The sequence below is a fragment of the Erwinia sp. 2186 genome, from assembly GCF_057812255.1.
In genome coordinates, this window is the sequence record NZ_CM173824.1 from 340,425 (window position 1) to 363,528 (window position 23,104).

Here is a 23,104-nt window from a genome sequence, read left to right on the forward strand (position 1 = left end):
AAAGCTTATCGCTGAACTATTAATCAGCATAAAAGACTGCCATTTTGCTGAAAAAGCCACCGTTGCCACCAGTGTTTTATCCTGCGGGACCTGGGTATTTCTGAATGTGTCAGTTGATTTACAGCAGAATATTCCTGTTTAATAACCTGAAAATTAAAGCCTTATTTATAAAAATCGCCGCGTATTTCGATAACTCTCTCTTTCTTCAGCGTTTTATCTGGGATCCAGCGGCAATAAAACAGCAATCACAACAGATGGGGTAGTACGGATGAAAATCAGTAAAGGTAGCGCGTTTCTGGCAGGTTGTGTGGCACTGGCGATGAGCCACGCGGCCATGGCAAAAGACATTAAAGTGGCCATTGTTGGCGCGATGTCCGGCCCGGTAGCGCAGTATGGTGATATGGAGTTCACCGGTGCCAAGCAGGCGATCGCTGACATCAATGCCAAAGGCGGCGTGAACGGTGACAAACTGGTTGGCGTGGAATATGACGATGCCTGCGATCCAAAACAGGCGGTGGCCGTTGCCAACAAAGTGATCAATGACGGTATCCGTTATGTTATTGGCCACCTCTGCTCGTCTTCTACTCAGCCTGCTTCCGACATATATGAAGATGAAGGCGTGCTGATGATCACCCCGGCGGCAACCAACGCCGATCTGACCACCCGTGGTTACAAGATGATCATGCGTACCACCGGTCTGGATTCCGACCAGGGCCCAACTGCCGCGACCTATATCCTGAAAGAGATCAAGCCTCAGCGCATCGCGGTCATCCATGACAAGCAGCAGTACGGTGAAGGCCTGGCGCGTTCCGTGCAGGCCAGCCTGAAAAAATCAGGCGGCAACGTGGTGATGTTTGAAGGTATCACCGCGGGCGACAAAGATTTCTCCACGCTGGTGGCACGCCTGAAGAAAGAGAACGTCGACTTCGTCTACTTTGGCGGTTACTACCCGGAGATGGGCCAGATGCTGCGTCAGGCACGTGCTGCCGGCCTGAAGACCCAGTTTATGGGACCAGAAGGCGTGGGCAACTCCTCGCTGTCTAACATCGCAGGTGCTGCGTCTGAAGGCATGCTGGTGACCTTGCCGAAGCGTTACGACCAGGTGCCGGCTAACAAACCGATTGTTGATGCGCTGAAAGCGAAGAAGCTGGATTCAACCGGCCCATTCGTCTGGACCACCTACGCCGCACTGCAGGCGCTGACCACCGGGATGGAGCGCAGCAAAAGTGCTGAGCCAGCCGATATCGCTAAAAATCTGAAGGAAGGCGCAGCGGTGCCAACGGTGATGGGCGACCTGAACTGGGATGAGAAGGGCGATCTGAAAGGCTTTGAGTTCGGCATCTTCAAATGGCACGCGGACGGTTCTTCGACCGCAGTGAAATAAATCAGCCATACTTTCCCGGCGGCAGGGGCTGTCCGGGGAAGGCTGACAGCGGTGAAGACGACCGAACAGGTCGTCGGTAACAGTAAACGTCTGGTGAGGGTTCCCGGGCGTTTTTTTCCATTCTCTCCGCCCGTGCGGAAAGAAGTAAGGTAGCAAGGTATGTCCGAGCAGTTTCTCTATTTCCTGCAGCAAATGTTCAACGGCGTAACGTTGGGCAGCACCTACGCGCTGATAGCCATTGGTTACACCATGGTCTACGGCATTATCGGCATGATCAACTTCGCCCATGGCGAGGTCTATATGATCGGCAGCTACGTCTCCTTTATTGTGATTGCGGCCCTGATGATGATGGGCATCGATGTCAGCTGGATGCTGATCGGTGCCGGCTTTATCGTCGCGATTGTGATTGCCAGCGCCTACGGCTGGAGCATTGAGCGTGTGGCCTATAAGCCGGTGCGATCCTCCAAGCGTCTGATCGCGCTGATCTCGGCCATCGGGATGTCGATCTTCTTACAAAACTACGTCAGCCTGACGCAAGGCTCCCGCGATCTTGCGTTGCCAAGCCTGATCACCGGGCAGTGGACGCTGGGCGAGAGCAACGGCTTCTCCGCCACTATCTCCACCATGCAGGTGGTGATCTGGGTGGTGACCTTCCTGTCGATGCTGGCGCTGACGCTGTTTATCCGCTATTCCCGCATGGGACGCGCCTGTCGCGCCTGTGCTGAAGACCTGAAAATGGCCAGCCTGCTGGGCATTAACACCGACCGTGTTATCTCGCTGACCTTTGTTATCGGCGCGGCCATGGCGGCGGTTGCCGGCGTGTTGCTCGGCCAGTTCTACGGCGTGATTAATCCGTACATTGGCTTTATGGCGGGCATGAAGGCGTTTACCGCGGCGGTATTGGGCGGTATCGGCAGTATTCCTGGCGCGATGTTAGGCGGGCTGATCCTCGGCATCGCCGAAGCGCTGACCTCTGCTTATCTCAGTACCGAATACAAAGACGTGGTCTCTTTTGCGCTGCTGATTGTGGTGCTGCTGGTAATGCCTACCGGTATTCTCGGTCGTCCGGAGGTTGAGAAAGTATGAAACATCTCAACCTGGTTAACGCCGTTGCCTCCGCGCTGATGCTGGTGCTGCTGGCGGCCTTCTTTATGGGCATGCGCCTCGACCTCGACGGCACGCATCTGGTGGTGAATAACGCCGGTCGCGTCCGCTGGAACTGGATTGCACTGGGCGCGGCGGTGGTGTTCCTGTTCCAGCTGCTGCGTCCTTTGCTGCAAAAAAGCCTGAAAAAAATCTCCGGCCCGGCGATGGTTTTGCCGGGAATTGACGGCTCCACGCCGAAGCAAAAGCTGGTGCTGCTGGTAATGATCATTGCCGCCGTGGCCTGGCCATTTATCGTCTCACGCGGCACGGTGGATATCGCCACGCTGACGCTGATCTACGTGATGCTCGGGCTTGGCCTGAACGTGGTGGTCGGCCTTTCCGGTCTGCTGGTGCTGGGCTACGGCGGATTCTATGCCGTTGGCGCCTATACCTTTGCCTTGCTGAATCACTACTACGGCCTGAGCTTCTGGGAGTGTCTGCCGCTGGCCGGTCTGGTGGCGGCGATGTTTGGCCTGCTGCTCGGCTTCCCGGTATTGCGCCTGCGCGGTGACTATCTGGCGATTGTGACGCTCGGCTTCGGCGAAATCGTGCGTATTCTGCTGCTCAACAACACCGAAATTACCGGTGGCCCGAACGGCATCAGCCAGATCCCAAAACCGTCGCTGTTTGGTCTGGAGTTTAACCGCAGCGTGCGCGACGGCGGGTGGGACACCTTCCATAACTTCTTTGGCCTGAAGTACGATCCCAGCGACCGCATTATCTTCCTGTATATGGTGGCGTTGCTGCTGGTGATCATCACGCTGTTTGTGATTAACCGCCTGCTGCGGATGCCGCTGGGACGGGCCTGGGAAGCGCTGCGTGAAGACGAAATTGCCTGCCGCTCGCTGGGCCTGAGCCCAACGCGCATCAAGCTGACCGCCTTCACCATCAGTGCGGCCTTTGCCGGCTTTGCCGGTAGCCTGTTTGCCGCACGCCAGGGCTTTGTCAGCCCGGAATCGTTCACCTTTGCCGAGTCGGCGTTCGTGCTGGCGATTGTGGTACTGGGCGGCATGGGATCGCAGTTTGCGGTGATCCTCGCCGCGGTGCTGCTGGTGGTTTCCCGCGAGCTGATGCGTGATTTGAATGAGTACAGCATGCTGGTGCTCGGCGGTCTGATGGTGCTGATGATGATCTGGCGGCCACAGGGTCTGCTGCCGATGAAGCGTCCGCATCTGAAGTTGAAGACGGTAGAAAAAGGAGAGCAGCCATGACACAGCCTTTGTTGGCCGTAAAAGGCCTGATGATGCGCTTTGGCGGCCTGCTCGCCGTAAATAACGTTGAGCTGGAGCTGCGCCCGCAGGAGATCGTGTCATTAATCGGCCCGAACGGCGCCGGGAAAACCACCGTCTTTAACTGTCTGACCGGTTTCTACCGGCCGACGGGCGGCAGCATCATGCTGCGCGACAAGGATATCGCGGGCCAGCCGGGGCAAAAAATTGCCCGGATGGGCATTGTCCGTACTTTCCAGCACGTGCGTTTGTTCCGCGAAATGACGGTGATTGAGAACCTGTTGGTGGCGCAGCATCAGCATCTGAAAAGCGGCGTGTTTGCCGGTTTGCTGAAAACGCCGGCCTTCCGTAAAGCCGAAAGCGACGCGCTGGATCGTGCCGCCACCTGGCTGGATCGCGTGGGGCTGCTGGAAATGGCCAACCGTCAGGCGGGCAACCTGGCCTACGGTCAGCAGCGTCGTCTGGAAATCGCCCGTTGTATGGTCACCCGGCCGGAAATCCTGATGCTGGATGAGCCAGCCGCCGGCCTGAACCCGAAAGAAACCCACGAGCTTGATGAGCTGATTGCCGAACTGCGCAGTCAGCACAACGTCTCGGTACTGTTGATTGAACATGATATGAAACTGGTTATGGGCATTTCTGACCGCATTTATGTAGTGAACCAGGGCACGCCGCTGGCAAACGGCACGCCGGAACAGATCCGCAACAATCCGGACGTGATCCGTGCCTATCTGGGAGAAGCCTGATATGAATCCAATGCTCTCTCTCGAGAACGTCAGCGCCCATTATGGCAAAATTCAGGCGTTGCATAACGTCAGTCTGCATATCAATCAGGGCGAGATTGTTACCCTGATTGGGGCCAACGGCGCGGGCAAAACCACCATCCTCGGCACCTTGTGTGGTGAGCCGCGCGCGACGCAGGGATCGATTACCTTCGACGGTAAAGCGATCACCGAATGGCAAACCGCGCGCATCATGCGTGAAGCCATTGCCATTGTGCCGGAAGGGCGCCGCGTGTTTTCACGGATGACGGTGGAAGAGAACCTGGCGATGGGCGGCTTTTTCGCCGAGCGTCAGCAGTATCAGACCCGCATCAAGCGCGTATATGAGCTGTTCCCACGCCTGTACGAGCGCCGCGTTCAGCGTGCCGGCACCATGTCCGGCGGTGAGCAACAGATGCTGGCGATTGGCCGGGCGTTGATGAGCCAGCCGCGCCTGCTGCTGCTGGATGAGCCCTCGTTAGGCCTGGCGCCGATCATTATCCAGCAGATATTCGACACCATCGAGCAGCTGCGTCAGGAAGGGATGACCATCTTCCTGGTGGAGCAGAACGCTAACCAGGCGCTGAAGCTGGCCGATCGCGGTTATGTGTTAGAAAACGGCCATGTGGTGCTGGAGGATACCGGCGACGCCTTGCTGGCGAACGAAGCGGTGCGCAGTGCCTATCTCGGCGGCTAATGTGTTGTAAACCCGGCGGTTTCAAGGCCGCCAGGCCCGCCGCCTGCGGGCGAAGTCGGGGTGACAGGGCGGGATTTTCCCCGCCCTTTTTTGTGCCCGTCAGCGCAAAAAAGGCGGTAATTCACTCGCCTCGTGCGTCACCTGCCTGTCACCTTTCCGTCATAAACCCGTTATCTTTCCGTCATTTTCCCGTGTCATGTTACTTCCCGAACAATAAGAATGCGCGATATCGCGCGATTGACTCCGGGCACAGGATACCGATATGACATCGTTCTCATTTCGTAAAACCGCACTTTGCATGGTACTGGGACTGACCTTCAGCGGTCACGCACTGGCTGCCACCGAGATCCCTTTCTGGCACTCGATGGAAGGCGAACTGGGTGTGGAAGTAAATTCTCTGGCACAACGCTTTAATGAATCTCACCCAGATTACAAAATCGTGCCGACCTACAAAGGCAACTACGAACAGAGCCTGGCGGCCGGGATTGCCGCCGTGCGTTCAGGCAAAGCGCCGGCTATTTTGCAGGTTTACGAAGTGGGTACCGCCACCATGATGGCCTCTAAAGCGATCGTACCGGTCTACGATGTGTTCAAAAACGCCGGCGTGGCCTTCGATGAGAAGCAGTTCGTGCCGACCGTGGCGGGCTACTACAGCGACGCCAGCGGCCACCTGATTTCTCAGCCGTTTAACAGCTCGACGCCGGTGCTGTATTACAACAAAGACGCCTTCAAAAAAGCCGGTCTGAACCCGGATCAGCCGCCGAAAACCTGGCAGGATCTGGAAAAGGACGCCGCTGCGCTGCGTAAAGCGGGCATGACCTGTGGCTACGCCAGTGGCTGGCAGGGATGGATCCAGATTGAGAACTTCAGCGCCTGGCATGCACTGCCGGTCGCCACCCAAAACAACGGTTTTGACGGCACCGATACCGTGCTGGAATTCAACAAGCCGACGCAGGTTCGTCATATCCAGATGCTGGAAGATATGAACAAGAAGGGCGATTTTACCTACTTCGGCCGTAAAGATGAATCCACCGCCAAGTTCTACAACGGCGATTGTGGCATCACCACCGCGTCTTCAGGCTCGCTGGCGGATATCCGTCATTACGCCAAATTTAACTACGGCGTCGGCATGATGCCGTACGACGCCACCGTCTCTGACGCCCCGCAGAACGCCATCATCGGCGGCGCGAGCCTGTGGGTGATGAAAGGCAAAGACGCCAGCACCTACAAAGGCGTGGCCGAGTTTATGGCCTTCCTGGCACAGCCGGATATCGCCGCTGAATGGCACCAGAAAACCGGCTACCTGCCGATCACCACCGCTGCCTATGAGCTGACCCGCAAACAAGGGTTTTACGATAAAAATCCCGGCGCGGACATCGCCACGCGTCAGATGCTGAACAAGCCACCGTTAGCGTTCACCAAAGGGATGCGTCTGGGCAACATGCCGCAGATCCGTACCGTTGTCGACGAAGAGCTGGAAGGCGTCTGGACCGGTAAGAAAACGCCGCAGGCGGCGCTGGATAACGCGGTGACCCGTGGCAATCTGCTGCTGCGCCGCTTTGAGCAGACGGCTAAGCAATAACGCTTCGCCCACAGGGGCGGCATTCAGTCCAATTCCCGGCTGGATGCGCCCCTGAACCCGTTTTCAGGGCCGCGTTGAGGGTAGTGAACGCGGCCCCTTACTCCTCATATTGGACGACGCTATGTCTTCTTCCCGTCCCGTTTTTCGCTCGCGCTGGCTGCCCTATCTACTGGTGCTGCCTCAGCTGCTGATCACCGTGATCTTCTTCCTCTGGCCCGCCGGTGAAGCCCTGTGGTATTCGGTGCAAAGCGTCGATCCGTTCGGCCTTTCCAGCACCTTTGTCGGCATGGAAAACTTCAGGCGCCTGATCGGCGACGAGTATTACCTCGACTCTTTTCTGACCACGCTGATTTTCAGCGGGCTGGTCACGGTCATCGGGCTGGTGGTCTCGCTGTTTTTTGCCGCGCTGGTCGACCATGTCCTGCGCCTGAAGCGCTTCTATCAGACGCTGTTTTTACTGCCTTACGCCGTGGCGCCCGCCGTCGCCGCAGTGTTGTGGATGTTCCTGTTCAGTCCGGGTCTGGGGCTGATTACCCATTTCCTGCGTTACCTCGGCTATGACTGGAACCATGCGCAAAACAGCGGTCAGGCGATGTTTCTGGTGGTGCTGGCCTCGATCTGGCAGCAGATGAGTTACAACTTCCTGTTCTTCTTTGCCGCGCTGCAGTCCATTCCAAAATCGCTGACGGAAGCCGCCGCCATTGATGGCGCGGGTCCGGTCCGGCGCTTTTTCCAGTTATCTCTGCCGCTGATCACCCCGGTCGGCTTCTTTTTAGTGGTGGTGAATGTGGTGTATGCCTTCTTCGACACCTTCCCGGTGATTGACGCCGCCACCGGCGGTGGCCCGGTGCAGTCGACCACCACGCTGATTTATAAAATTTACCGCGAAGGTTTTGCCGGACTCGACCTCTCTTCCTCTTCCGCCCAGTCGGTGGTGCTGATGGTGCTGGTGATTATTCTGACGGTGATCCAGTTCCGCTACGTCGAGAAAAGGGTGCGCTACCAATGATAGAGAACCGACCAGGGCTGACGATGTTCAGCCATATCATGTTGGGACTGGGGATCCTCACCGTGCTGTTCCCGCTGTACGTGGCCTTTGTTGCCGCCACCCTGAGCAACAGCGAAGTGTTCCAGGTGCCGATGACGCTGATCCCCGGCCGCCATTTGCTGGATAACATTGCCAACATCTGGCAGCACGGCGTGGCGCAGAACAGCGCGCCCTTTGGCGTGATGCTGATGAACAGCGCGATCATGGCGCTGAGCATTACGCTGGGGAAAATCACCGTGTCGATCCTCTCCGCCTTCGCGCTGGTGTGGTTCCGCTTCCCGCTGCGCGGGCTGTTCTTCTGGATGATTTTTATCACCCTGATGCTGCCGGTTGAGGTGAGGATCTTCCCGACCGTCGAGGTGATTTCCAACCTGAATATGCTCGACAGCTACAGCGGGCTGACGCTGCCGCTGATGGCTTCCGCCACCGCCACCTTCCTGTTCCGCCAGTTCTTTATGACCCTGCCGGACGAGCTGATTGAAGCGGCGCGGATTGATGGTGCCAGCCCGATGCGCTTCTTCTGGGACATCGTGCTGCCGCTGTCGAAAACTAACCTCGCGGCGCTGTTTGTGATCACCTTTATCTACGGCTGGAACCAGTATATGTGGCCGCTGCTGATCATCAGCGAAGCGGACCTTGGCACCGCCGTCGCCGGTATCCGCAGCATGATTGGCAACGGTGACGGCTCGACCCAATGGAATCTGGTGATGACCGCCATGCTGCTGACCATGGTGCCGCCGATTGTGATTGTTTTAGTGATGCAGCGCGCCTTTGTTCGCGGGCTGGTTGAGAGCGAGAAATAAGTTATGGCAGGCGTAAAACTTCAGGCTGTTACCAAATCCTATGACGGCAAAAATCAGATCATTCAGCCGCTCGACGTGGAAATCCGCGACGGTGAATTTATGGTGATGGTGGGTCCCTCCGGCTGCGGAAAATCCACGCTGCTGCGCATGGTCGCCGGGCTGGAAGAGGTCACCAGCGGCGATATCTATATCGATACCCAGCGCGTCACCGATCTTGAACCGAAAGATCGGGGCATCGCCATGGTGTTCCAGAACTACGCGCTCTATCCGCATATGAGCGTTGAGCAGAACATGGCGTATGGCCTGAAGATTCGCGGCATGGGCAAAGAGCATGTGCGGCAGAAAGTGCTGGAAGCCGCCAAAAGCCTGGAGCTGGAAGCCTTGCTGCATCGCCGCCCGCGTGAGCTTTCTGGCGGCCAGCGGCAGCGCGTGGCGATGGGCAGAGCGATTGTGCGTGAACCGGCGGTATTCCTGTTCGATGAACCCTTATCCAACCTCGATGCCCGCCTGCGCGTGCAGATGCGCCTTGAGCTGCAGCTGCTGCACCGCCGCCTGAACACCACCAGCTTGTATGTTACCCACGATCAGGTGGAAGCGATGACGCTGGCGCAGCGGGTGATGGTGATGAACAAAGGGGTGCTGGAGCAGTTGGGTACGCCGGTGGAGGTGTATGAGCGTCCGGCGACGCGCTTTGTCGCCAGCTTTATTGGCGCGCCGTCGATGAACCTGATGGATGGCCAGCTAAATGATGATGGCAGCCGGCTGACGTTGTCCGATCGCTTTACGATCCCGTTGTCGCAAGCGAAAGCGCGTTGGGCGGGCCGTCCGTTGACGCTGGGTATTCGCCCGGAGCATATTAAACTCGCGTCACCGCAGGACGGCTTACCGCTGGTGGTGGAAACGCTGGAAATGCTGGGCGCGGATAATCTGGCGCACGGCAAGTGGGGCGGGCAGTCGCTGGTGGTACGCCTGCCGCATATCGAGCGTCCGGCGATTGGCAGCACATTGTGGCTGCATCTGCCGACAGACTCGCTACACTTCTTTGAACCCTCTACTGGACAACGGCTCGAATGATGAACAAAGCCTGGCCTTACCCCCCGATTGTGGCCCATCGCGGCGGCGGTAAACTCGCCCCGGAAAACACCCTCGCCGGCATTGATGTGGGCGCGAAACTGGGCCACAAGATGATCGAATTTGACGTGAAGCTGTCGCAGGATGGCGAGATCTTCCTGCTGCACGACGACACGCTGGACAGGACCAGCAATGGCTGGGGAATTGCCGGGCAGCTTCCCTGGGAAAAGCTGGTGCAGCTGGATGTCGGCGGTTGGTACGGCAAGGATTTCGCCGATCAGCGCCTGCCGTTGCTGTCGCAGGTGGCGAAGCGCTGTGCCGAGCACCAGATGATGGCCAATATCGAGATCAAACCCACCACCGGGCTGGAAGCCGAAACCGGACGGGTGGTGGCGCTGGCCGCGCGGGATCTCTGGCATATGCAGCCCGCAGCACCGCTGCTCTCGTCGTTTTCAACGGTGGCGCTGGCCGCGGCGAAAGAGGCGGCACCGGAGCTGCCACGGGGTTTGCTGCTGCATGAATGGCACGATAACTGGCAGGAAATGACCGATGCGCTGGAGTGCGTGTCGATTCACTTCAATCACAAGGTCTTGAGTGAGAAGCGCGTGGCTGAGCTGAAAAAATCCGGCTTACGTATTCTGGTGTACACGGTGAACGATGCCGACAGGGCTGCACAGTTGTTGAAGTGGGGTGTCGATGCGATCTGTACTGATGCCATCGACACCCTTGGCCCCGACTTTGCCTCTCAACTGCATCGCTGAGGCGGCAACCGCATGAGCTGAATAGATGAACCCCGGCCACTGACTTGCGACAGCGTCGGGGTTCTCAGTGCTTGCCGCTTTATTGTCGCGCCAGCACTGTGGGTAAGGTGGGGATTAATTGTTGTTTTGCTGCACCGGCGGCAGGGTGTTGGTTCCCGGCTGTGACTGGATCACGCGCTGGGAAGCACTGTTCCGCTGCTCCTGAACTTTCCGCTGTGTGTCCTGGCTTTGACGCTGCTGATCCTGCTGCAACTTCAGTTTCTGCTGGGACTGTTGCGTCTGCATCTGGCTCTGCATCCGTTGAGTGCTGGGATTATAGCCCGGCTGGTTTGGCTGATTGTTGTTCAACATGTTGGCCATGCCGCTCAACGGTGCCAGTGCGGCAATAAAAATAACTAACCATTTCATAAACTGCCTCCGTGTTAGATTACTCAAGTGTATGTCAGGGCCACCAAACTGCCTCCAGGAGTCAACTGAATTTCAGTCCCGCCTCGCCTTTTCTCTTATTTCGTACACACTTATCAGCAGTAAACAAACGTAAATAAGACTAACAAGAGGTGAAGATGACAGGACAGGGTAAGTTAACGCGGCTTGCGGGACCGCTAATGATCGGGCTGTTACTGTGGCAGGGTGCCAGTGCTGCGCCCACCGCACCGGCAGTTTCTTACGGGGTGGATGCGGATACCTTCCATCCGGTGAAAGAGCAACATGGGATGGTGTCGTCAGTGGATGCGACAGCAACTCAGGTTGGCGTGGATATCCTTAAGCAGGGTGGCAACGCGGTGGATGCGGCGATTGCCGTCGGTTTTGCGCTGGCGGTCACCCATCCGCAGGCCGGCAACCTCGGCGGCGGCGGCTTTATGATGCTGCGCACCGCCTCAGGCCGTACCACCGCCATCGACTTCCGCGAAATGGCCCCAACCCGCGCCAGTCGCGATATGTTCCTCGATGCGCAGGGCAATGCCGACAGCAAAAAATCCCTCACCTCTCACCTGGCGTCCGGCGTGCCTGGCACGGTAGCGGGCTTTGCGCTGGCGAATAAAGAGTACGGCACTATGCCGCTCAGCCGTCTGATCCAGCCGGCGATCAAACTGGCCAGCAAAGGCATCGTGGTCAATCAGGCGCTGGCTGACGATCTGAAGGTCTATGGCAAAGAAGTGCTGATTAACCATCCCAACAGCAAAGCGATTTTCTACAAGGCCGATGGTCAGCCTTATGCCCGCGGCGAGACGCTGGTGCAGCGCAATCTGGCTCACAGCCTGACGCTGATTGCCAGCCAGGGACCGGACGCCTTCTACAAGGGCGCTATCGCCACGCAGATTGACGAGGAAATGGCGGCGCACGGCGGCTTAATCAGCAAAGTGGACCTGGCGAAATACCAGGCGATTGAGCGTAAGCCGATCAGCGGCACCTATCGCGGCTATGAAGTCTTCTCGATGCCACCGCCCTCTTCCGGCGGGATCCATATCGTGCAGATCCTGAATATCCTGGAAAACTTCGATCTGGCGAAAATGGGCTTTGGCAGCGCCGATGCGATGCAGGTGATGGCGGAAGCGGAAAAATATGCCTATGCCGACCGCTCGGAATATCTCGGCGATCCGGACTTTGTGAAGGTGCCGTGGCAGGCGCTGACCAGCAAAGCCTATGCGAAATCGCTGGCGCAGCAGATTGATGTGAATAAGGCGCGGCCGTCTTCGGAGATCAAACCGGGCAAGCTGGCACCGTATGAAAGTAACCAGACCACCCATTTCTCGGTGGTGGATAAGCAGGGCAATGCGGTGGCGGTGACCTACACGCTCAACACCTATTTTGGCAGCGGTATCGTGGCGGGTAACAGCGGCATCCTGATGAACAATGAAATGGATGACTTCTCTGCCAAGCCGGGCACGCCGAACGTCTATGGCCTGGTGGGCGGCGAAGCCAATGCGGTGGGGCCGTATAAGCGACCGTTGTCATCAATGTCGCCGACTATCGTGGCGAAAGATGGCAAAACCTGGCTGGTGACCGGCAGCCCTGGCGGCAGCCGCATAATCACCACCGTGCTGCAAATGGTGGTCAACAGCATCGATTACGGGATGAATATCGCTGAAGCGACCAACGCACCACGCTTCCATCACCAGTGGTTGCCGGATCAGCTGCGGGTTGAAAAGGGCTTCAGCCCGGACAGCCTGAAACTGCTGGAAGCCAAAGGTCAGCATGTGAAGGTGATGCCGGCGATGGGCAGCACGCAGAGCATTATGATTGGGCCGGACGGCATGCTGTATGGCGCATCCGATCCACGCACCATTGATGATTTAACGGCGGGTTACTAACCGGCTGAGAACCCCCGGCGGTCGGGGGTTCTGCACGTTCCTTCCTGAGAGGCGCTTACGCCTCTCTTTTTCGTTCATGTGCGGCGAGCTGCTGATTAAACGCCCCGCCTGAACAGCCCTGTTGCAACGCCTCCAGAATCAACTGCTGCTGAGTCTTCGGCACCAGCCCACCCAATGGCGGATCGGTATCCAGATTGGTGGGGAAGGAATAGCCTTCACCACTCGCGGCCACCACCGCGTGCAGCTGTGCGTCGCTCAGGGTTTTGCTCAGCAAGGCCGGATAGATCGCCTCCAGCACCTTGACGTGATTCACTTTTTCCATCGTTTTGCCAAAGGCCGACGAGACCTGCAGCAAATTGGCGGTGCGAATATGATCCGCAGTGACGTTGTTGCCGGCGGCATGGAACAGCGCCGGATTGAAGAACAGCCCATCGCCTTTTTTCAGCGGCAGCTGAATGGCGTGCTGTTGGAAGAAGGCGATAAAGCGCGGATCGCGCCAGGCCAGATAGCCTTCGGCATACTGTTGTGACCACGGCAGAAGCTGCGTGGGGCCAGATTCCAACGGCATGTCGCTGTGGGCGACCGCACCCTGCAGCGTCAGATATTGTGACAGGATCTGCAACGGCAGCGGGAAGCGGGCGACAACCTCATTAACCTGAAAACCCAGATGGTAATCGCGGTGCGGCTGCTGCGCTTTGCCGCCCGGACGCACCTGATTCACCTGCGCCGTCATTTCATAGCCAGGCCCCACCCAGGCTTCGCAAATCAGCGCCAGTAAGGGGTTGCTGTAGTAATCGATAAACGCATCGGCATCGCGCTCTGCCACCTTTTGCAGGGCGTTCCAGATACGGCCATTGCTGCCGGCTTTGGCAAAGTGATCGCCACCGCCGCCGCTGGCGGCTTCACTGGCGAGAATTTCCTCAAACAGCATGCTGCTGCGATCCACGGCGGAAAGGTCTTCATACAAACCCTGCACCACAAACACGCCGGGCCCACTGGATAATGCGCGATGCAGCTCGGCCAGCAGCTTCTGACGGTCGGTTTCTGCGGCTTTCAGCAGATCGTCACGGTGGTAAATCAGCACGTTTTTTTCGGCGGAGCGGGCCAGCGGGAAGTCGGCCGTCGGCAAGGTCTGCGCACAGAGGGTAGCGAAATCATCCAGCGAAATCTGGCTGTCATTAATGTAAATCTGAGTCATTGGGCACCTCACAGCGTCAACGTATGGGATGGCTGGAAGCCACCGTTATCACCACAGCCAACCACCGACTGATCGAAGTCGATCACCGCGCCGGTCATCATTCCTGACTCTTCGGAGAGCAGGAAAGCCACGCCACGGGCAACTTCAGTCGGTTTCAGCAGGCGGCCAAAGGGCTGCTGCTGCTCCGCTTTTTCCAGCCAGCCGTCTTCTGCCTGATGGTATTGCCGCTGGATATCGTCCTCATGTGGCGTATCCATCCAGCCGATGTTGAGGCCATTGACCCGGATGCGGTTACGCATGGCGCTGAAGGCAACGTTTTTGGTCAGCGTCACCAGCGCGCCCTTTGACGCGGCATAGGCGCTAAGAAAGCTCTGGCCGCCGTGTGAAGTCATGGTGATGATATTGACGATGCTGCCCTCAACGCCGTTGGCGATCATCAGCTTGATCGCCGCCTGCATCAGGAAGAAGGGCGCCCGCACGTTGACCGCCATAATGGCGTCGAACAGTTGCGGCGAGGTGTCGAGGATGGTGCCGCGATCGGACATGCCCGCGCAGTTAACCAACCCGTGCAGCGTGCCAAAAAAGGACTCAGCCGCGGCGACGACCTTTTCGCAGGCTGCCGGTGAGCTGATGTCGGCTTCGACGAAGATCGCTTTACAGCCGGAGTGGCTCAGGGTTTCGACCTGCTGGCGTCCGGCGTCGGTATTACGCCCGCAGATCACGATGCCGCGCGCGCCACGCTTCGCCAGCAGCTGGGCCACCGCCGCGCCCAGTCCCTGGGTGCCACCGGTGACCACGAACACCTTATTGTTGAAGATAGTGCTTTCAGTCAGGCTCATTATTTGTCCTTTCTTTTTGTCGGGGAAGGTAAGGTCTGTTCACTTGCTGACCCTGACCTTAGCAATTACATTTGATTAACAATACGTCGGCATGACCTCAAAAAGACCTCAATTTATGGCTAACCCGTTTTCACTTAAGCAAATCGCGGCCCAGTCGGGCGTCAGTAAAGCCACGGTCGATCGGGCGCTGCACCAGCGGGGCAGCGTGCATCCGCGAACCGCACGGCGGATTGCGCAGGCCATCCGCGATCTGGAGTTGCAGCAGCGCGCCAGCCTGGCCAGCGGCCGTACCTTGCCGATCGATTTAGTGATGCATGCGCCTGAGCGCTTCAGCTCGCTGACGCTGGCGGCGCTGCTCAGCCAGATAAAAAGCTTTGCGCCGTTCCGGCTGACTCTGCGCTGCCATATTGTTGAGGAGACCACGCCAGAAGAGCTGGTGCGTGAACTGCGCCGCTGTGGCAATGACAGCTACGGCGTGCTGCTAAAGGCCAGCGACCATCCGTTGCTGGAAAGCGCGGTGGCCGAACTGGCCGCGCTGCGCGTTCCGGTGGTGACCCTGGTCACCGACCTACCGTACAGCGAGCGCATTCGTTATGTCGGCATGGACAATGAAGGGGCAGGGCGAACGGCGGCCTGGCTGATGTCGCGCTGGCTGCCGACTGAGGCACAAACGGTGGCTGTGGCGCTAAGCAGCGCGGGATTTCGCGGCGAAGAGCAGCGTATGGAAGGGTTTATGGCGACGCTACAACAACGCGCGCCCTGGCTGAATACCGTCGCGGTCAGCGAAGGCTATGGCATCGATCAGCTGACCTTTACCCAGATGTGCGCAGCGCTGGAACAGGACAGCACCATCCAGTCCGTTTACAGCGTCGGCGGCGGCAACAGCGCCATCCTGCGGGCCTTTGCGGCGATGGATCGTGAGGTGAAAGTCTTTATTGGCCACGATCTGGATGAGGAGAACCGCCAGTTACTGACGGCCGGGAAGCTGGACGCGGTAATTGACCACGATCTGCGGGAGGATGCGCGCACGGCGTTCAGTGCCATCCTGCGTTTTCATGGTTTCCTGCCGGCGGAAGAAGCGCAGCAAACGGCGTTTTCACGGGTGATCGTGGCCACGCCGTTCAATGTTTAGACCGGCGATGGCGCATTTTTAAGACGCGCCATAAACAGCGCATCCACCTGCTGACCCTCGCGGACCGCAAAACGGCGGGCAACGCCTTCGGTAACAAAGCCGAAGCGCTGATAGAGGGCAATCGCCGTGGCATTATCAGCGAACACCGTCAGCTCAATGCGTTCGATGCTCAGCCAGTTATCGCAAAGGACGATCATCTCTTTCATCAGCGCTGAAGCCACGCCTTTGCCGCGATGATGAACATCGACGCAGATGCCAAACGATGCGGTGTGACGACGACGTAACCGGGTGTTCACTTCCAGCGTCAGATCGCCCACCACCTGGCCATCAATGCAGGCGACAAACCGCTGCTGACCCTCTTTCGGCGAGTCCAGCCGCTGCTGCCACATTTGCTGCGAGGGATGCGGAAGCTGGAGCGTATCGCGATAGGTTTCGGGCTGACTGAGGATGCGAAAAAGCGCCTCAGCATCAGTCGGTTCGGCATGACGTATAACGATCTCACTCATATCCCTGCTCCTTGTTTTCCGCTAATCCTCTTTAAGATCATGGCCTTTAGCCGATAAATCAAGCAAAAAAATGCTTTACAAGTGCGAATGATAATGATTATTATTGTCATGCGTTCCCGGCATGGGCTTCACGGACCATCGGGAAAGCACGACATTGCTCACATTGCTTCCAAGTATTATTTAGCCAGCTCGGGTGCTGGCTTTTTTTTTGCCTGCCGTTTACCTCCGCCGCAATCCAGCGACAAATTGTCTGTTTAACTGCTCTCGATTCCATCGAATAATTTGAACAGAGGAGACAATTTTATCCGCTATCATCCCCTCCAGAACAGGTCCAGACTATGTGAAAACGTTGAGGAGGATTGAACATGATTTATCTACGCAAAGCACAAGATCGCGGTCACGCTAACCACGGTTGGCTGGACAGCTACCACACATTTTCTTTCGCCAGCTATCATGACGCCAACTTTATGGGCTTCTCGGCGCTGCGGGTGATTAACGAAGATGTGATCGACGGTGGACAGGGTTTTGGTACCCATCCGCATAAAGACATGGAAATCCTGACTTACGTGCTGTCCGGTACGGTTGAGCACGAAGACAGCATGGGCAACAAAGAGCAGATCCCGGCGGGTGAGTTCCAGATTATGAGCGCCGGTACCGGTGTGCGTCACTCTGAGTACAACGCCAGCAAAGAGGTGCCGCTGCACCTGTATCAGATCTGGATTATCCCGGAAAAAACCGGCATCGAGCCGCGCTATGCTCAGCGCCGCTTCGATGACGTGCAGGGCCGCCAGCTGGTGCTGTCTCCCGATGCTCGTGACGGTTCGCTGAAAGTGTTCCAGGATATGACGCTCTCGCGTTGGGCGTTGAAGCAGGGCGAACAGGGCGCTGTGGAAATTGAAGCCGGACGCCGTATCTGGATCCAGGTGGTGAAAGGGGATGTCACCGTCAACGGTGAAAAAGCCTCCACCAGCGATGCGTTTGCGGTCTGGGACGAAGCGGCTCTGGCGATTGAAGCCGGTAGCGATGCCGAAATCCTGCTGTTCGATCTGCCTGCTGTTTAAGTCCGTCACACTTTGGGTGCGGTTTACCGCACCCTTCACCGTTTCCCTTTCAATTTTGTTACACTCTCTTCATCTCTCCCCTGACCCTTTACAATAATGAAGAAGAAAAGACCGGTATTACAGGATGTTGCCGATCGTGTGGGCATCACCAAAATGACCGTCAGCCGCTATCTGCGTAATCCCGATCAGGTTTCTGTTGCCTTACAGAGCCGGATTGCCGAGGCGCTGGATGAGCTGGGTTACATCCCCAATAAAGCCCCCGATATTTTGTCTAATTCCACCAGTCGCGCCATTGGCGTGCTGCTTCCCTCGCTGACCAACCAGGTGTTCGCCGATGTGCTGCGCGGCATTGAAGCGGTAACCGATGCCGCGGGCTACCAGACCATGCTGGGCCACTTCGGCTACAGTGCGGAAAAAGAAGAGCTGCAAATCCGCTCGTTGCTGGCCTGGAACATTGATGGCCTGATCCTCACCGAACGCACCCACACCGCCGCCAGCCTGCGCATGCTGGAAACCGCCGGTATCCCGGTGCTGGAAATGATGGATTCGGTTTCGCCTTGCCTGGATATGGCGGTCGGCTTCGATAACGTCGAAGCCGCGCGGCAAATGACCCATGCCATTCTGCAGAAAGGCCATCGCCGTACGGTGTACCTTGGCGCCCGCCTGGATGAGCGTACCTTGCTTAAGCAGCAGGGCTACGAGAAGGCGATGCGGGAAGCCGGCCTGGAGCCGCGCAGCATCATGATGGAAGAGGCGTCCTCTTTCTCGATGGGCGCAACCCTGCTGAAGGAAGCCCAGCGCCGCTATCCCGATACCGACAGCCTGTTTTGTACCAACGATGACCTGGCGGTCGGTGCGATGTTTGAATGCCAGCGTCAGGGATTGCGGGTGCCCCAGGAAATGGCGATTGCCGGTTTTCACGGCCATGATATTACTCAGGTGGTAACACCTGAACTGGCAACGGTGGTGACACCGCGTGAAAAAATGGGTCGTGAATCTGCCGCACTGCTGCTGTCCAGCATCCGCGGTGAGTTGCGCGATGCCAAACAGGTGAATGTCGGCTTTACCATTTCGGAAGGTGGCAGTATCTGACGGCAGGGCGAATTTATCCACTGCGCGTGGGCAAGAGGGTTTGCTGCCCGCACGCTGTGGATGAAAGTTGTCCCTTTGTGCCGCCATCACTCTGAAACTGTCATTTTTTTGAGCTACTTCACATTTACCAGCTTTTTCCTCCCCAGCTGTTGCCATAGCGGACGGCCGTCCAGACAATGTTACCGATAACAAGTTGGGCTGACCCAGAACGGCCATCTCCATAGACTTCTCTGCCGGAGCATAAATAATGAAAACATCCCCTTCGTCCAATCACGTGTTCGTGTTGATGGGCGTATCCGGAAGCGGCAAATCAGCTGTTGCCAACGCCGTTGCACACCAGTTGAAGGCGGCGTTCCTTGATGGGGATTTTCTTCATCCTCGCGCCAACATCGAGAAAATGTCTGAAGGCCATCCGCTCAATGATGATGACCGTAAACCCTGGCTGGAAGCGATCAACGATGCGGCGTTCGCCATGCAGCGCACCAACGACATCTCGCTGATTGTCTGCTCGGCGCTGAAAAAGAGTTACCGCGACATCCTGCGCAAAGGCAACGACAACCTGTCCTTCGTCTATCTGCAGGGCGATTTCGACACCATTGAATCCCGTCTGCGCGCGCGCAAAGGGCACTTCTTCAAGCCGCAAATGCTGGTCACCCAGTTTTCCACGCTGGAAGAGCCGGGCACTGATGAGCGCGATGTGCTGGTCGTGGACATTAATCAGACGCTGGATGAGGTTGTGGCTGCGACCATTACCACTATCGAAGGCGCGATAAAAAAATAAGTTGGATGTAATGGCTACTGCAACACTGGTTTTGACCGCAGCGGGTTCTGTTTTACTGCTGCTGTTCCTGGTGATGAAAGCGCGTATGCACGCCTTTGTCGCTCTGATGTTAGTTTCTGTCGGGGCCGGGATCTTCTCCGGTATGCCGCTCGATAAAATTGCGGACACCATGCAGAAAGGCATGGGCGGTACGCTGGGCTTCCTCGCGATTGTGGTTGCGCTGGGGGCAATGTTCGGCAAAATTCTGCATGAAACGGGCGCGGTCGATCAGATCGCCATCAAGATGCTGAAGACCTTTGGCCAGAGCCGCGCGCATTATGCGATGGGCGTGGCCGGTTTAATCTGCGCGCTGCCGCTGTTCTTTGAAGTGGCGATCGTACTGCTGATAAGTATTGCCTTTGCCGTGGCGCGTCGGACCAACGACAACCTGGTGAAGCTGGTTATTCCGCTGTTTGCCGGCGTGGCGGCGTCCGCGGCCTTTCTGATCCCCGGCCCTGCGCCGATGCTGCTGGCCTCGCAAATGCACGTCGACTTTGGCTGGATGATCCTGCTGGGCGTGTGCGCGGCGATCCCAAGCATGCTGATTGCCGGTCCGCTGTTCGGTAACTTTATCAGCCGTCACGTGACCTTCACGCTGCCCACCGAAACCACCCATCCGGACTTTGATGAGAGCAAGCTACCCTCGTTTGGCTTCAGCCTGTCGCTGATCCTGTTCCCGCTGGTGCTGGTGGGACTGAAAACCATTGGTGCCCGCTTTACCGATCCCGGCACGCGTCTGTACGAGTGGCTGGAGTTTATTGGCCATCCGTTTATCGCCATTCTGCTGGCGTGCCTGGTGGCGATTTATGGCCTGGCGTACCGTCAGGGGATGGATAAAGAGCGGGTGATGCAGATTTGCGGCAGCGCGCTGCAACCTGCCGGGATTATCCTGCTTGTGATTGGTGCCGGTGGCGTGTTCAAGCAGGTGCTGGTGGATTCGGGCGTCGGCCCGGCACTGGGTAACACGCTGACCGGCGCGGGTCTGCCGGTGGCGCTGGCGTGCTTTATTCTGGCCGGTGCGGTGCGCATCATTCAGGGTTCAGCAACGGTTGCCTGCCTGACCACGGTTGGCCTGATTATGCCGGTGATTGAGCCGCTGCATTATTCAGGCGCGCAGATGGCAGCGCTGTCGATCTGTATCGCCGGGGGTTCGATTATCTTCAGCCACGTCAACGACGCCGGTTTCTGGTTGTTCGGCCGCTTTACCGGCGCAACGGAAGCCCAGACGCTGAAAACCTGGACGATGATGGAAACCATTCTGGGGACCGTCGGCGCTATCGTCGGCATGATTGCCTTCGAGCTGCTGTCCTGATGGGCAGCTGAATAGCAGAAGGGCGCTCAGTGAGCGCCCTTTTTGTTTAAATCTTCAGATAGGCCCGGATACCATCGAGGAACATCTGGGTCGCCAGCATAATCAGAATCAAGCCCATCAGCCTTTCCAGCGCGTTAACGCCTTTCTCCCCCAGCAGCCGTAAAAATACGCCGGACATCAGCAGGATAAATACCGTTGCGCCCCAGGCAATCATTAGTGCCCCGACCAAATGCGTCATCTGATCGGGATACTGATGCGACAGCAGCATCAGGGTGGCCAGCAGCGACGGGCCTGCCACCAGCGGAATGGCCAGCGGCACCAGGAAGGGTTCTTCGCCGGCAGGCAATCCGCTGCTGCTACTTTCATGGGAAGGGAAGATCATTTTAATGGCGATCAGAAAAAGAATGATGCCGCCGGAAATCGACACCGTTTCCGTGCGCAGATTCAGGAAGGCGAGTATTTTCTCGCCGGCAAACAGAAACAGCAGCATGATCACCAGCGCGATCAGCATTTCGCGAATCAACACCACCCGTCGACGTTTAGGCTCCAGATGCTTCAAAACCGACATAAAAATCGGCAAATTGCCCAGCGGATCCATAATAAGCAACAATAATATCGTTGCTGAGATCATTTCAGTCATCGTATCCATCTCTGTTAAGCGCCGTTAGCGGCCAATACCCTGCATTTTCCAGCCGACAGGTCTGGCGCTATCCGCCTGCCCGTTTGCTGAATTATTACGGGTATATTAGCGATATTGCTAAAAATTTGCCGATAATCGATTTAATTCACTTGCCACTTTTGCAGCATTTTGTAAGGTGTTAACCATACTTCTTTCTTATAACTTTAACAGGTCAGGTCTACTCTCCCCCCGCCATTGACTGGCCGGGCAAGCCAGTGGTCTGCAGCAGGTGCATCATGAAATCAGTAGGACTTATCGGTTGGCGTGGCATGGTTGGATCCGTTCTTATGCAGCGCATGGTAGAAGAACGTGACTTCGACGTGATCCGCCCGGTCTTTTTCTCGACTTCTCAGCACGGCCAGCCGGCCCCTGAGTTTGGCGGGCAGTCTGCCGGAACCTTGCAGGATGCCTTCAATATCGAGGCGCTGAAAGCCCTGGATATTATTATTACCTGTCAGGGTGGCGACTATACCACTGAAATCTATCCAAAACTGCGTGCTGCCGGCTGGCAGGGTTACTGGATTGATGCCGCTTCCACCCTGCGTATGAACGACGATGCGCTGATTATCCTTGATCCGGTCAACCATAACGTTATCCATCAGGGCCTGGAGAAAGGCATCAAAACCTTCGCCGGCGGTAACTGTACCGTCAGCCTGATGCTGATGTCGCTGGGTGGCCTGTTTGCTAACAACCTGGTGGAGTGGGCTTCAGTGGCCACCTATCAGGCGGCCTCCGGCGGCGGCGCACGCCATATGCGTGAACTGCTGACGCAGATGGGCATGCTGCATGACCACGTGGCGAAAGAGCTGCAGAACCCGGCCTCTGCGATCCTCGACATCGAGCGTAAAGTGACCGAGATGGGCCGCAGCGGCGTGCTGCCGACCGATAACTTTGGCGTCCCCCTGGCTGGCAGCCTGATCCCGTGGATCGACAAGCAGCTGGAAAATGGTCAGAGCCGGGAAGAGTGGAAGGGCCAGGCCGAAACCAACAAAATTCTGCAGCCAGCCAGCGTGATCCCGGTCGACGGACTGTGCGTTCGCGTTGGTGCGCTGCGCTGTCACAGCCAGGCCTTCACGCTGAAACTGAAAAAAGACGTGCCGCTGCAAGAAGTGGAGCAGCTGTTGGCTTCCCATAACGACTGGGTCCACGTGGTGCCAAACGATCGCGAGCTGACCATGCGTGAGCTGACGCCTGCTGCGGTGACCGGCACGCTGAAAACGCCGGTAGGACGTCTGCGTAAGCTGAATATGGGGCCGGAATATCTGTCTGCCTTCACCGTCGGCGATCAGCTGCTGTGGGGTGCCGCTGAGCCTCTGCGTCGCATGCTGCGTCTGCTGGTTGGTTAAGCCTTAAACGCCGCGTTACCCACACCCCGTTCGCCTCTGGCAGCGGGGTGTTTTATTTGCAATCCGCCTCCTGCTGCGCTTTCCCTCCCGCGTTTTCCGACTTGTCCGTCACCAATCTCCGAAAGTTTGATCTGAAAGGCATATTTTTATGTTTTCGGTGCTGGCTTTAGCCGCGCCCTGGCTATGCTTAAAAATATCATTGAAACATAACGGGCCGGGACTGCTTGCGGGACACGGCCCGAAACGCTTTACCTTATCTGATGAAGTTGTCGCACGCTGCGGCGGTTTTCGCACTGGATGGCTACCTTTCCGGTCAGCGTGCTTT

Annotated in this window: 22 protein-coding genes; 17 read left to right on the forward strand and 5 right to left on the reverse strand. The window is 57.3% G+C overall.

All coding sequences use genetic code 11. The annotated features are described in order from the left end of the window. Positions 1–268: 268 nt before the first annotated feature. The 10 genes from ACXKZG_RS01540 to ugpQ all read left to right on the forward strand — a co-directional run bounded on the left by ACXKZG_RS01540 (position 269) and on the right by ugpQ (position 10,482). Complete coding sequence (locus tag ACXKZG_RS01540) at positions 269–1,384, forward strand: branched-chain amino acid ABC transporter substrate-binding protein (protein ID WP_105760373.1); 1,116 nt, start codon at positions 269–271, stop codon at positions 1,382–1,384. Positions 1,385–1,543: 159 nt separating this feature from the next. Beyond that, positions 1,544–2,470, forward strand: a complete 927-nt coding sequence (gene livH / locus ACXKZG_RS01545) for a high-affinity branched-chain amino acid ABC transporter permease LivH (protein WP_013204246.1) — start codon at positions 1,544–1,546, stop codon at positions 2,468–2,470. Then, positions 2,467–3,741 (forward strand): high-affinity branched-chain amino acid ABC transporter permease LivM, encoded by a 1,275-nt coding sequence (locus ACXKZG_RS01550; protein ID WP_013204245.1) that lies wholly within the window; start codon positions 2,467–2,469, stop codon positions 3,739–3,741. The genes livH and ACXKZG_RS01550 overlap by 4 nt, the downstream gene beginning before the upstream one ends. Then, positions 3,738–4,505: a high-affinity branched-chain amino acid ABC transporter ATP-binding protein LivG gene (gene livG, locus ACXKZG_RS01555; protein ID WP_013204244.1), complete on the forward strand. Its 768-nt coding sequence runs from the start codon at positions 3,738–3,740 to the stop codon at positions 4,503–4,505. Before ACXKZG_RS01550 ends, livG begins: the two co-directional genes overlap by 4 nt. 1 nt (position 4,506) lies before the next feature. Next, on the forward strand, positions 4,507–5,217 hold the full coding sequence (livF, locus tag ACXKZG_RS01560) for a high-affinity branched-chain amino acid ABC transporter ATP-binding protein LivF (RefSeq protein ID WP_013204243.1): 711 nt from the start codon (positions 4,507–4,509) through the stop codon (positions 5,215–5,217). 262 nt (positions 5,218–5,479) lie between these two features. Beyond that, complete coding sequence (ugpB, locus tag ACXKZG_RS01565; protein WP_488875605.1) at positions 5,480–6,799, forward strand: sn-glycerol-3-phosphate ABC transporter substrate-binding protein UgpB; 1,320 nt, start codon at positions 5,480–5,482, stop codon at positions 6,797–6,799. Positions 6,800–6,920: 121 nt separating this feature from the next. Then, a complete protein-coding gene (gene ugpA / locus ACXKZG_RS01570; protein ID WP_013204241.1) occupies positions 6,921–7,808 on the forward strand; it encodes a sn-glycerol-3-phosphate ABC transporter permease UgpA in 888 nt (295 codons plus the stop codon). Then, positions 7,805–8,650 carry a sn-glycerol-3-phosphate ABC transporter permease UgpE gene (gene ugpE, locus ACXKZG_RS01575; RefSeq protein WP_013204240.1) on the forward strand — a complete coding sequence of 282 codons (846 nt, stop codon included), beginning with the start codon at positions 7,805–7,807 and terminating at the stop codon, positions 8,648–8,650. The genes ugpA and ugpE overlap by 4 nt, the downstream gene beginning before the upstream one ends. Positions 8,651–8,653: 3 nt before the next feature. Next, positions 8,654–9,724 (forward strand): sn-glycerol-3-phosphate import ATP-binding protein UgpC, encoded by a 1,071-nt coding sequence (locus ACXKZG_RS01580; RefSeq protein WP_488875606.1) that lies wholly within the window; start codon positions 8,654–8,656, stop codon positions 9,722–9,724. Then, positions 9,724–10,482, forward strand: a complete 759-nt coding sequence (gene ugpQ, locus ACXKZG_RS01585) for a glycerophosphodiester phosphodiesterase (RefSeq protein ID WP_488876304.1) — start codon at positions 9,724–9,726, stop codon at positions 10,480–10,482. The genes ACXKZG_RS01580 and ugpQ overlap by 1 nt, the downstream gene beginning before the upstream one ends. Before the next feature lie 114 nt (positions 10,483–10,596). Here ugpQ and ACXKZG_RS01590 read toward each other — a convergent pair whose 3' ends face one another. Then, the gene (locus ACXKZG_RS01590) at positions 10,597–10,890 is read right to left on the reverse strand and encodes a DUF2756 domain-containing protein (RefSeq protein WP_488875607.1); all 294 of its coding nucleotides are present in this window, start codon (positions 10,888–10,890) and stop codon (positions 10,597–10,599) included. 155 nt (positions 10,891–11,045) lie between these two features. Between ACXKZG_RS01590 and ggt the strand changes: the two genes are divergently transcribed. After that, entirely contained in the window at positions 11,046–12,794 is a 1,749-nt protein-coding gene (gene ggt, locus ACXKZG_RS01595; RefSeq protein WP_488875608.1) for a gamma-glutamyltransferase, read from the forward strand. Positions 12,795–12,849: 55 nt separating this feature from the next. On the opposite strand, the gene ACXKZG_RS01600 is transcribed toward ggt, so the two are convergent. Next, on the reverse strand, positions 12,850–13,992 hold the full coding sequence (locus ACXKZG_RS01600) for a phytanoyl-CoA dioxygenase family protein (protein WP_488875609.1): 1,143 nt from the start codon (positions 13,990–13,992) through the stop codon (positions 12,850–12,852). An 8-nt stretch (positions 13,993–14,000) separates the two neighbouring features. Next, complete coding sequence (locus ACXKZG_RS01605; RefSeq protein ID WP_488875610.1) at positions 14,001–14,831, reverse strand: SDR family oxidoreductase; 831 nt, start codon at positions 14,829–14,831, stop codon at positions 14,001–14,003. 115 nt (positions 14,832–14,946) lie between these two features. Between ACXKZG_RS01605 and ACXKZG_RS01610 the strand changes: the two genes are divergently transcribed. Next, a complete protein-coding gene (locus tag ACXKZG_RS01610) occupies positions 14,947–15,963 on the forward strand; it encodes a LacI family DNA-binding transcriptional regulator (RefSeq protein ID WP_488875611.1) in 1,017 nt (338 codons plus the stop codon). On the opposite strand, the gene ACXKZG_RS01615 is transcribed toward ACXKZG_RS01610, so the two are convergent. Further along, positions 15,960–16,469 (reverse strand): GNAT family N-acetyltransferase, encoded by a 510-nt coding sequence (locus ACXKZG_RS01615; protein ID WP_206404344.1) that lies wholly within the window; start codon positions 16,467–16,469, stop codon positions 15,960–15,962. The two genes, ACXKZG_RS01610 and ACXKZG_RS01615, sit on opposite strands and share 4 nt — an antisense overlap. Positions 16,470–16,834: 365 nt before the next feature. Here ACXKZG_RS01615 and ACXKZG_RS01620 point away from each other — a divergent pair, with 365 nt between their 5' ends. The 4 genes from ACXKZG_RS01620 (at position 16,835) to gntU (ending at position 20,754) form a co-directional block, all read left to right on the forward strand. Next, the gene (locus tag ACXKZG_RS01620) at positions 16,835–17,530 is read left to right on the forward strand and encodes a pirin family protein (RefSeq protein ID WP_013204231.1); all 696 of its coding nucleotides are present in this window, start codon (positions 16,835–16,837) and stop codon (positions 17,528–17,530) included. Between the two features lie 96 nt (positions 17,531–17,626). Further along, on the forward strand, positions 17,627–18,622 hold the full coding sequence (gene gntR / locus ACXKZG_RS01625) for a gluconate operon transcriptional repressor GntR (RefSeq protein ID WP_013204230.1): 996 nt from the start codon (positions 17,627–17,629) through the stop codon (positions 18,620–18,622). A gap of 247 nt (positions 18,623–18,869) precedes the next feature. Continuing rightward, positions 18,870–19,403, forward strand: a complete 534-nt coding sequence (gene gntK / locus ACXKZG_RS01630; protein ID WP_053141497.1) for a gluconokinase — start codon at positions 18,870–18,872, stop codon at positions 19,401–19,403. Positions 19,404–19,413: 10 nt separating this feature from the next. Beyond that, entirely contained in the window at positions 19,414–20,754 is a 1,341-nt protein-coding gene (gene gntU / locus ACXKZG_RS01635) for a gluconate transporter (protein ID WP_488875612.1), read from the forward strand. A 46-nt stretch (positions 20,755–20,800) separates the two neighbouring features. Here the strand turns inward: gntU and ACXKZG_RS01640 are convergent, their stop codons facing one another. Beyond that, positions 20,801–21,394, reverse strand: coding sequence for a YhgN family NAAT transporter (locus ACXKZG_RS01640; protein ID WP_013204227.1), 594 nt, complete (start codon positions 21,392–21,394; stop codon positions 20,801–20,803). 275 nt (positions 21,395–21,669) lie between these two features. Here ACXKZG_RS01640 and asd point away from each other — a divergent pair, with 275 nt between their 5' ends. Continuing rightward, on the forward strand, positions 21,670–22,779 hold the full coding sequence (gene asd / locus ACXKZG_RS01645; protein ID WP_488875613.1) for an aspartate-semialdehyde dehydrogenase: 1,110 nt from the start codon (positions 21,670–21,672) through the stop codon (positions 22,777–22,779). Positions 22,780–23,104: the final 325 nt, after the last annotated feature.

Excerpts from the sequence above, each read along its gene's own strand:
- ACXKZG_RS01540 (WP_105760373.1), top strand. The coding sequence starts at position 269 with ATGAAAATCAGTAAAGGTAGCGCGTTTCTGGCAGGTTGTGTGGCACTG.
- ugpB (WP_488875605.1), top strand. The coding sequence starts at position 5,480 with ATGACATCGTTCTCATTTCGTAAAACCGCACTTTGCATGGTACTGGGA.
- ugpA (WP_013204241.1), top strand. The coding sequence starts at position 6,921 with ATGTCTTCTTCCCGTCCCGTTTTTCGCTCGCGCTGGCTGCCCTATCTA.
- livG (WP_013204244.1), top strand. The coding sequence starts at position 3,738 with ATGACACAGCCTTTGTTGGCCGTAAAAGGCCTGATGATGCGCTTTGGC.
- gntK (WP_053141497.1), top strand. The coding sequence starts at position 18,870 with ATGAAAACATCCCCTTCGTCCAATCACGTGTTCGTGTTGATGGGCGTA.
- ACXKZG_RS01590 (WP_488875607.1), bottom strand. The coding sequence starts at position 10,890 with ATGAAATGGTTAGTTATTTTTATTGCCGCACTGGCACCGTTGAGCGGC.
- ACXKZG_RS01600 (WP_488875609.1), bottom strand. The coding sequence starts at position 13,992 with ATGACTCAGATTTACATTAATGACAGCCAGATTTCGCTGGATGATTTC.
- ACXKZG_RS01610 (WP_488875611.1), top strand. The coding sequence starts at position 14,947 with ATGGCTAACCCGTTTTCACTTAAGCAAATCGCGGCCCAGTCGGGCGTC.
- livH (WP_013204246.1), top strand. The coding sequence starts at position 1,544 with ATGTCCGAGCAGTTTCTCTATTTCCTGCAGCAAATGTTCAACGGCGTA.
- gntR (WP_013204230.1), top strand. The coding sequence starts at position 17,627 with ATGAAGAAGAAAAGACCGGTATTACAGGATGTTGCCGATCGTGTGGGC.
- ACXKZG_RS01605 (WP_488875610.1), bottom strand. The coding sequence starts at position 14,831 with ATGAGCCTGACTGAAAGCACTATCTTCAACAATAAGGTGTTCGTGGTC.
- ggt (WP_488875608.1), top strand. The coding sequence starts at position 11,046 with ATGACAGGACAGGGTAAGTTAACGCGGCTTGCGGGACCGCTAATGATC.
- ACXKZG_RS01550 (WP_013204245.1), top strand. The coding sequence starts at position 2,467 with ATGAAACATCTCAACCTGGTTAACGCCGTTGCCTCCGCGCTGATGCTG.
- ugpQ (WP_488876304.1), top strand. The coding sequence starts at position 9,724 with ATGAACAAAGCCTGGCCTTACCCCCCGATTGTGGCCCATCGCGGCGGC.
- gntU (WP_488875612.1), top strand. The coding sequence starts at position 19,414 with ATGGCTACTGCAACACTGGTTTTGACCGCAGCGGGTTCTGTTTTACTG.
- livF (WP_013204243.1), top strand. The coding sequence starts at position 4,507 with ATGAATCCAATGCTCTCTCTCGAGAACGTCAGCGCCCATTATGGCAAA.
- ACXKZG_RS01580 (WP_488875606.1), top strand. The coding sequence starts at position 8,654 with ATGGCAGGCGTAAAACTTCAGGCTGTTACCAAATCCTATGACGGCAAA.
- asd (WP_488875613.1), top strand. The coding sequence starts at position 21,670 with ATGAAATCAGTAGGACTTATCGGTTGGCGTGGCATGGTTGGATCCGTT.
- ACXKZG_RS01620 (WP_013204231.1), top strand. The coding sequence starts at position 16,835 with ATGATTTATCTACGCAAAGCACAAGATCGCGGTCACGCTAACCACGGT.
- ACXKZG_RS01640 (WP_013204227.1), bottom strand. The coding sequence starts at position 21,394 with ATGACTGAAATGATCTCAGCAACGATATTATTGTTGCTTATTATGGAT.
- ACXKZG_RS01615 (WP_206404344.1), bottom strand. The coding sequence starts at position 16,469 with ATGAGTGAGATCGTTATACGTCATGCCGAACCGACTGATGCTGAGGCG.
- ugpE (WP_013204240.1), top strand. The coding sequence starts at position 7,805 with ATGATAGAGAACCGACCAGGGCTGACGATGTTCAGCCATATCATGTTG.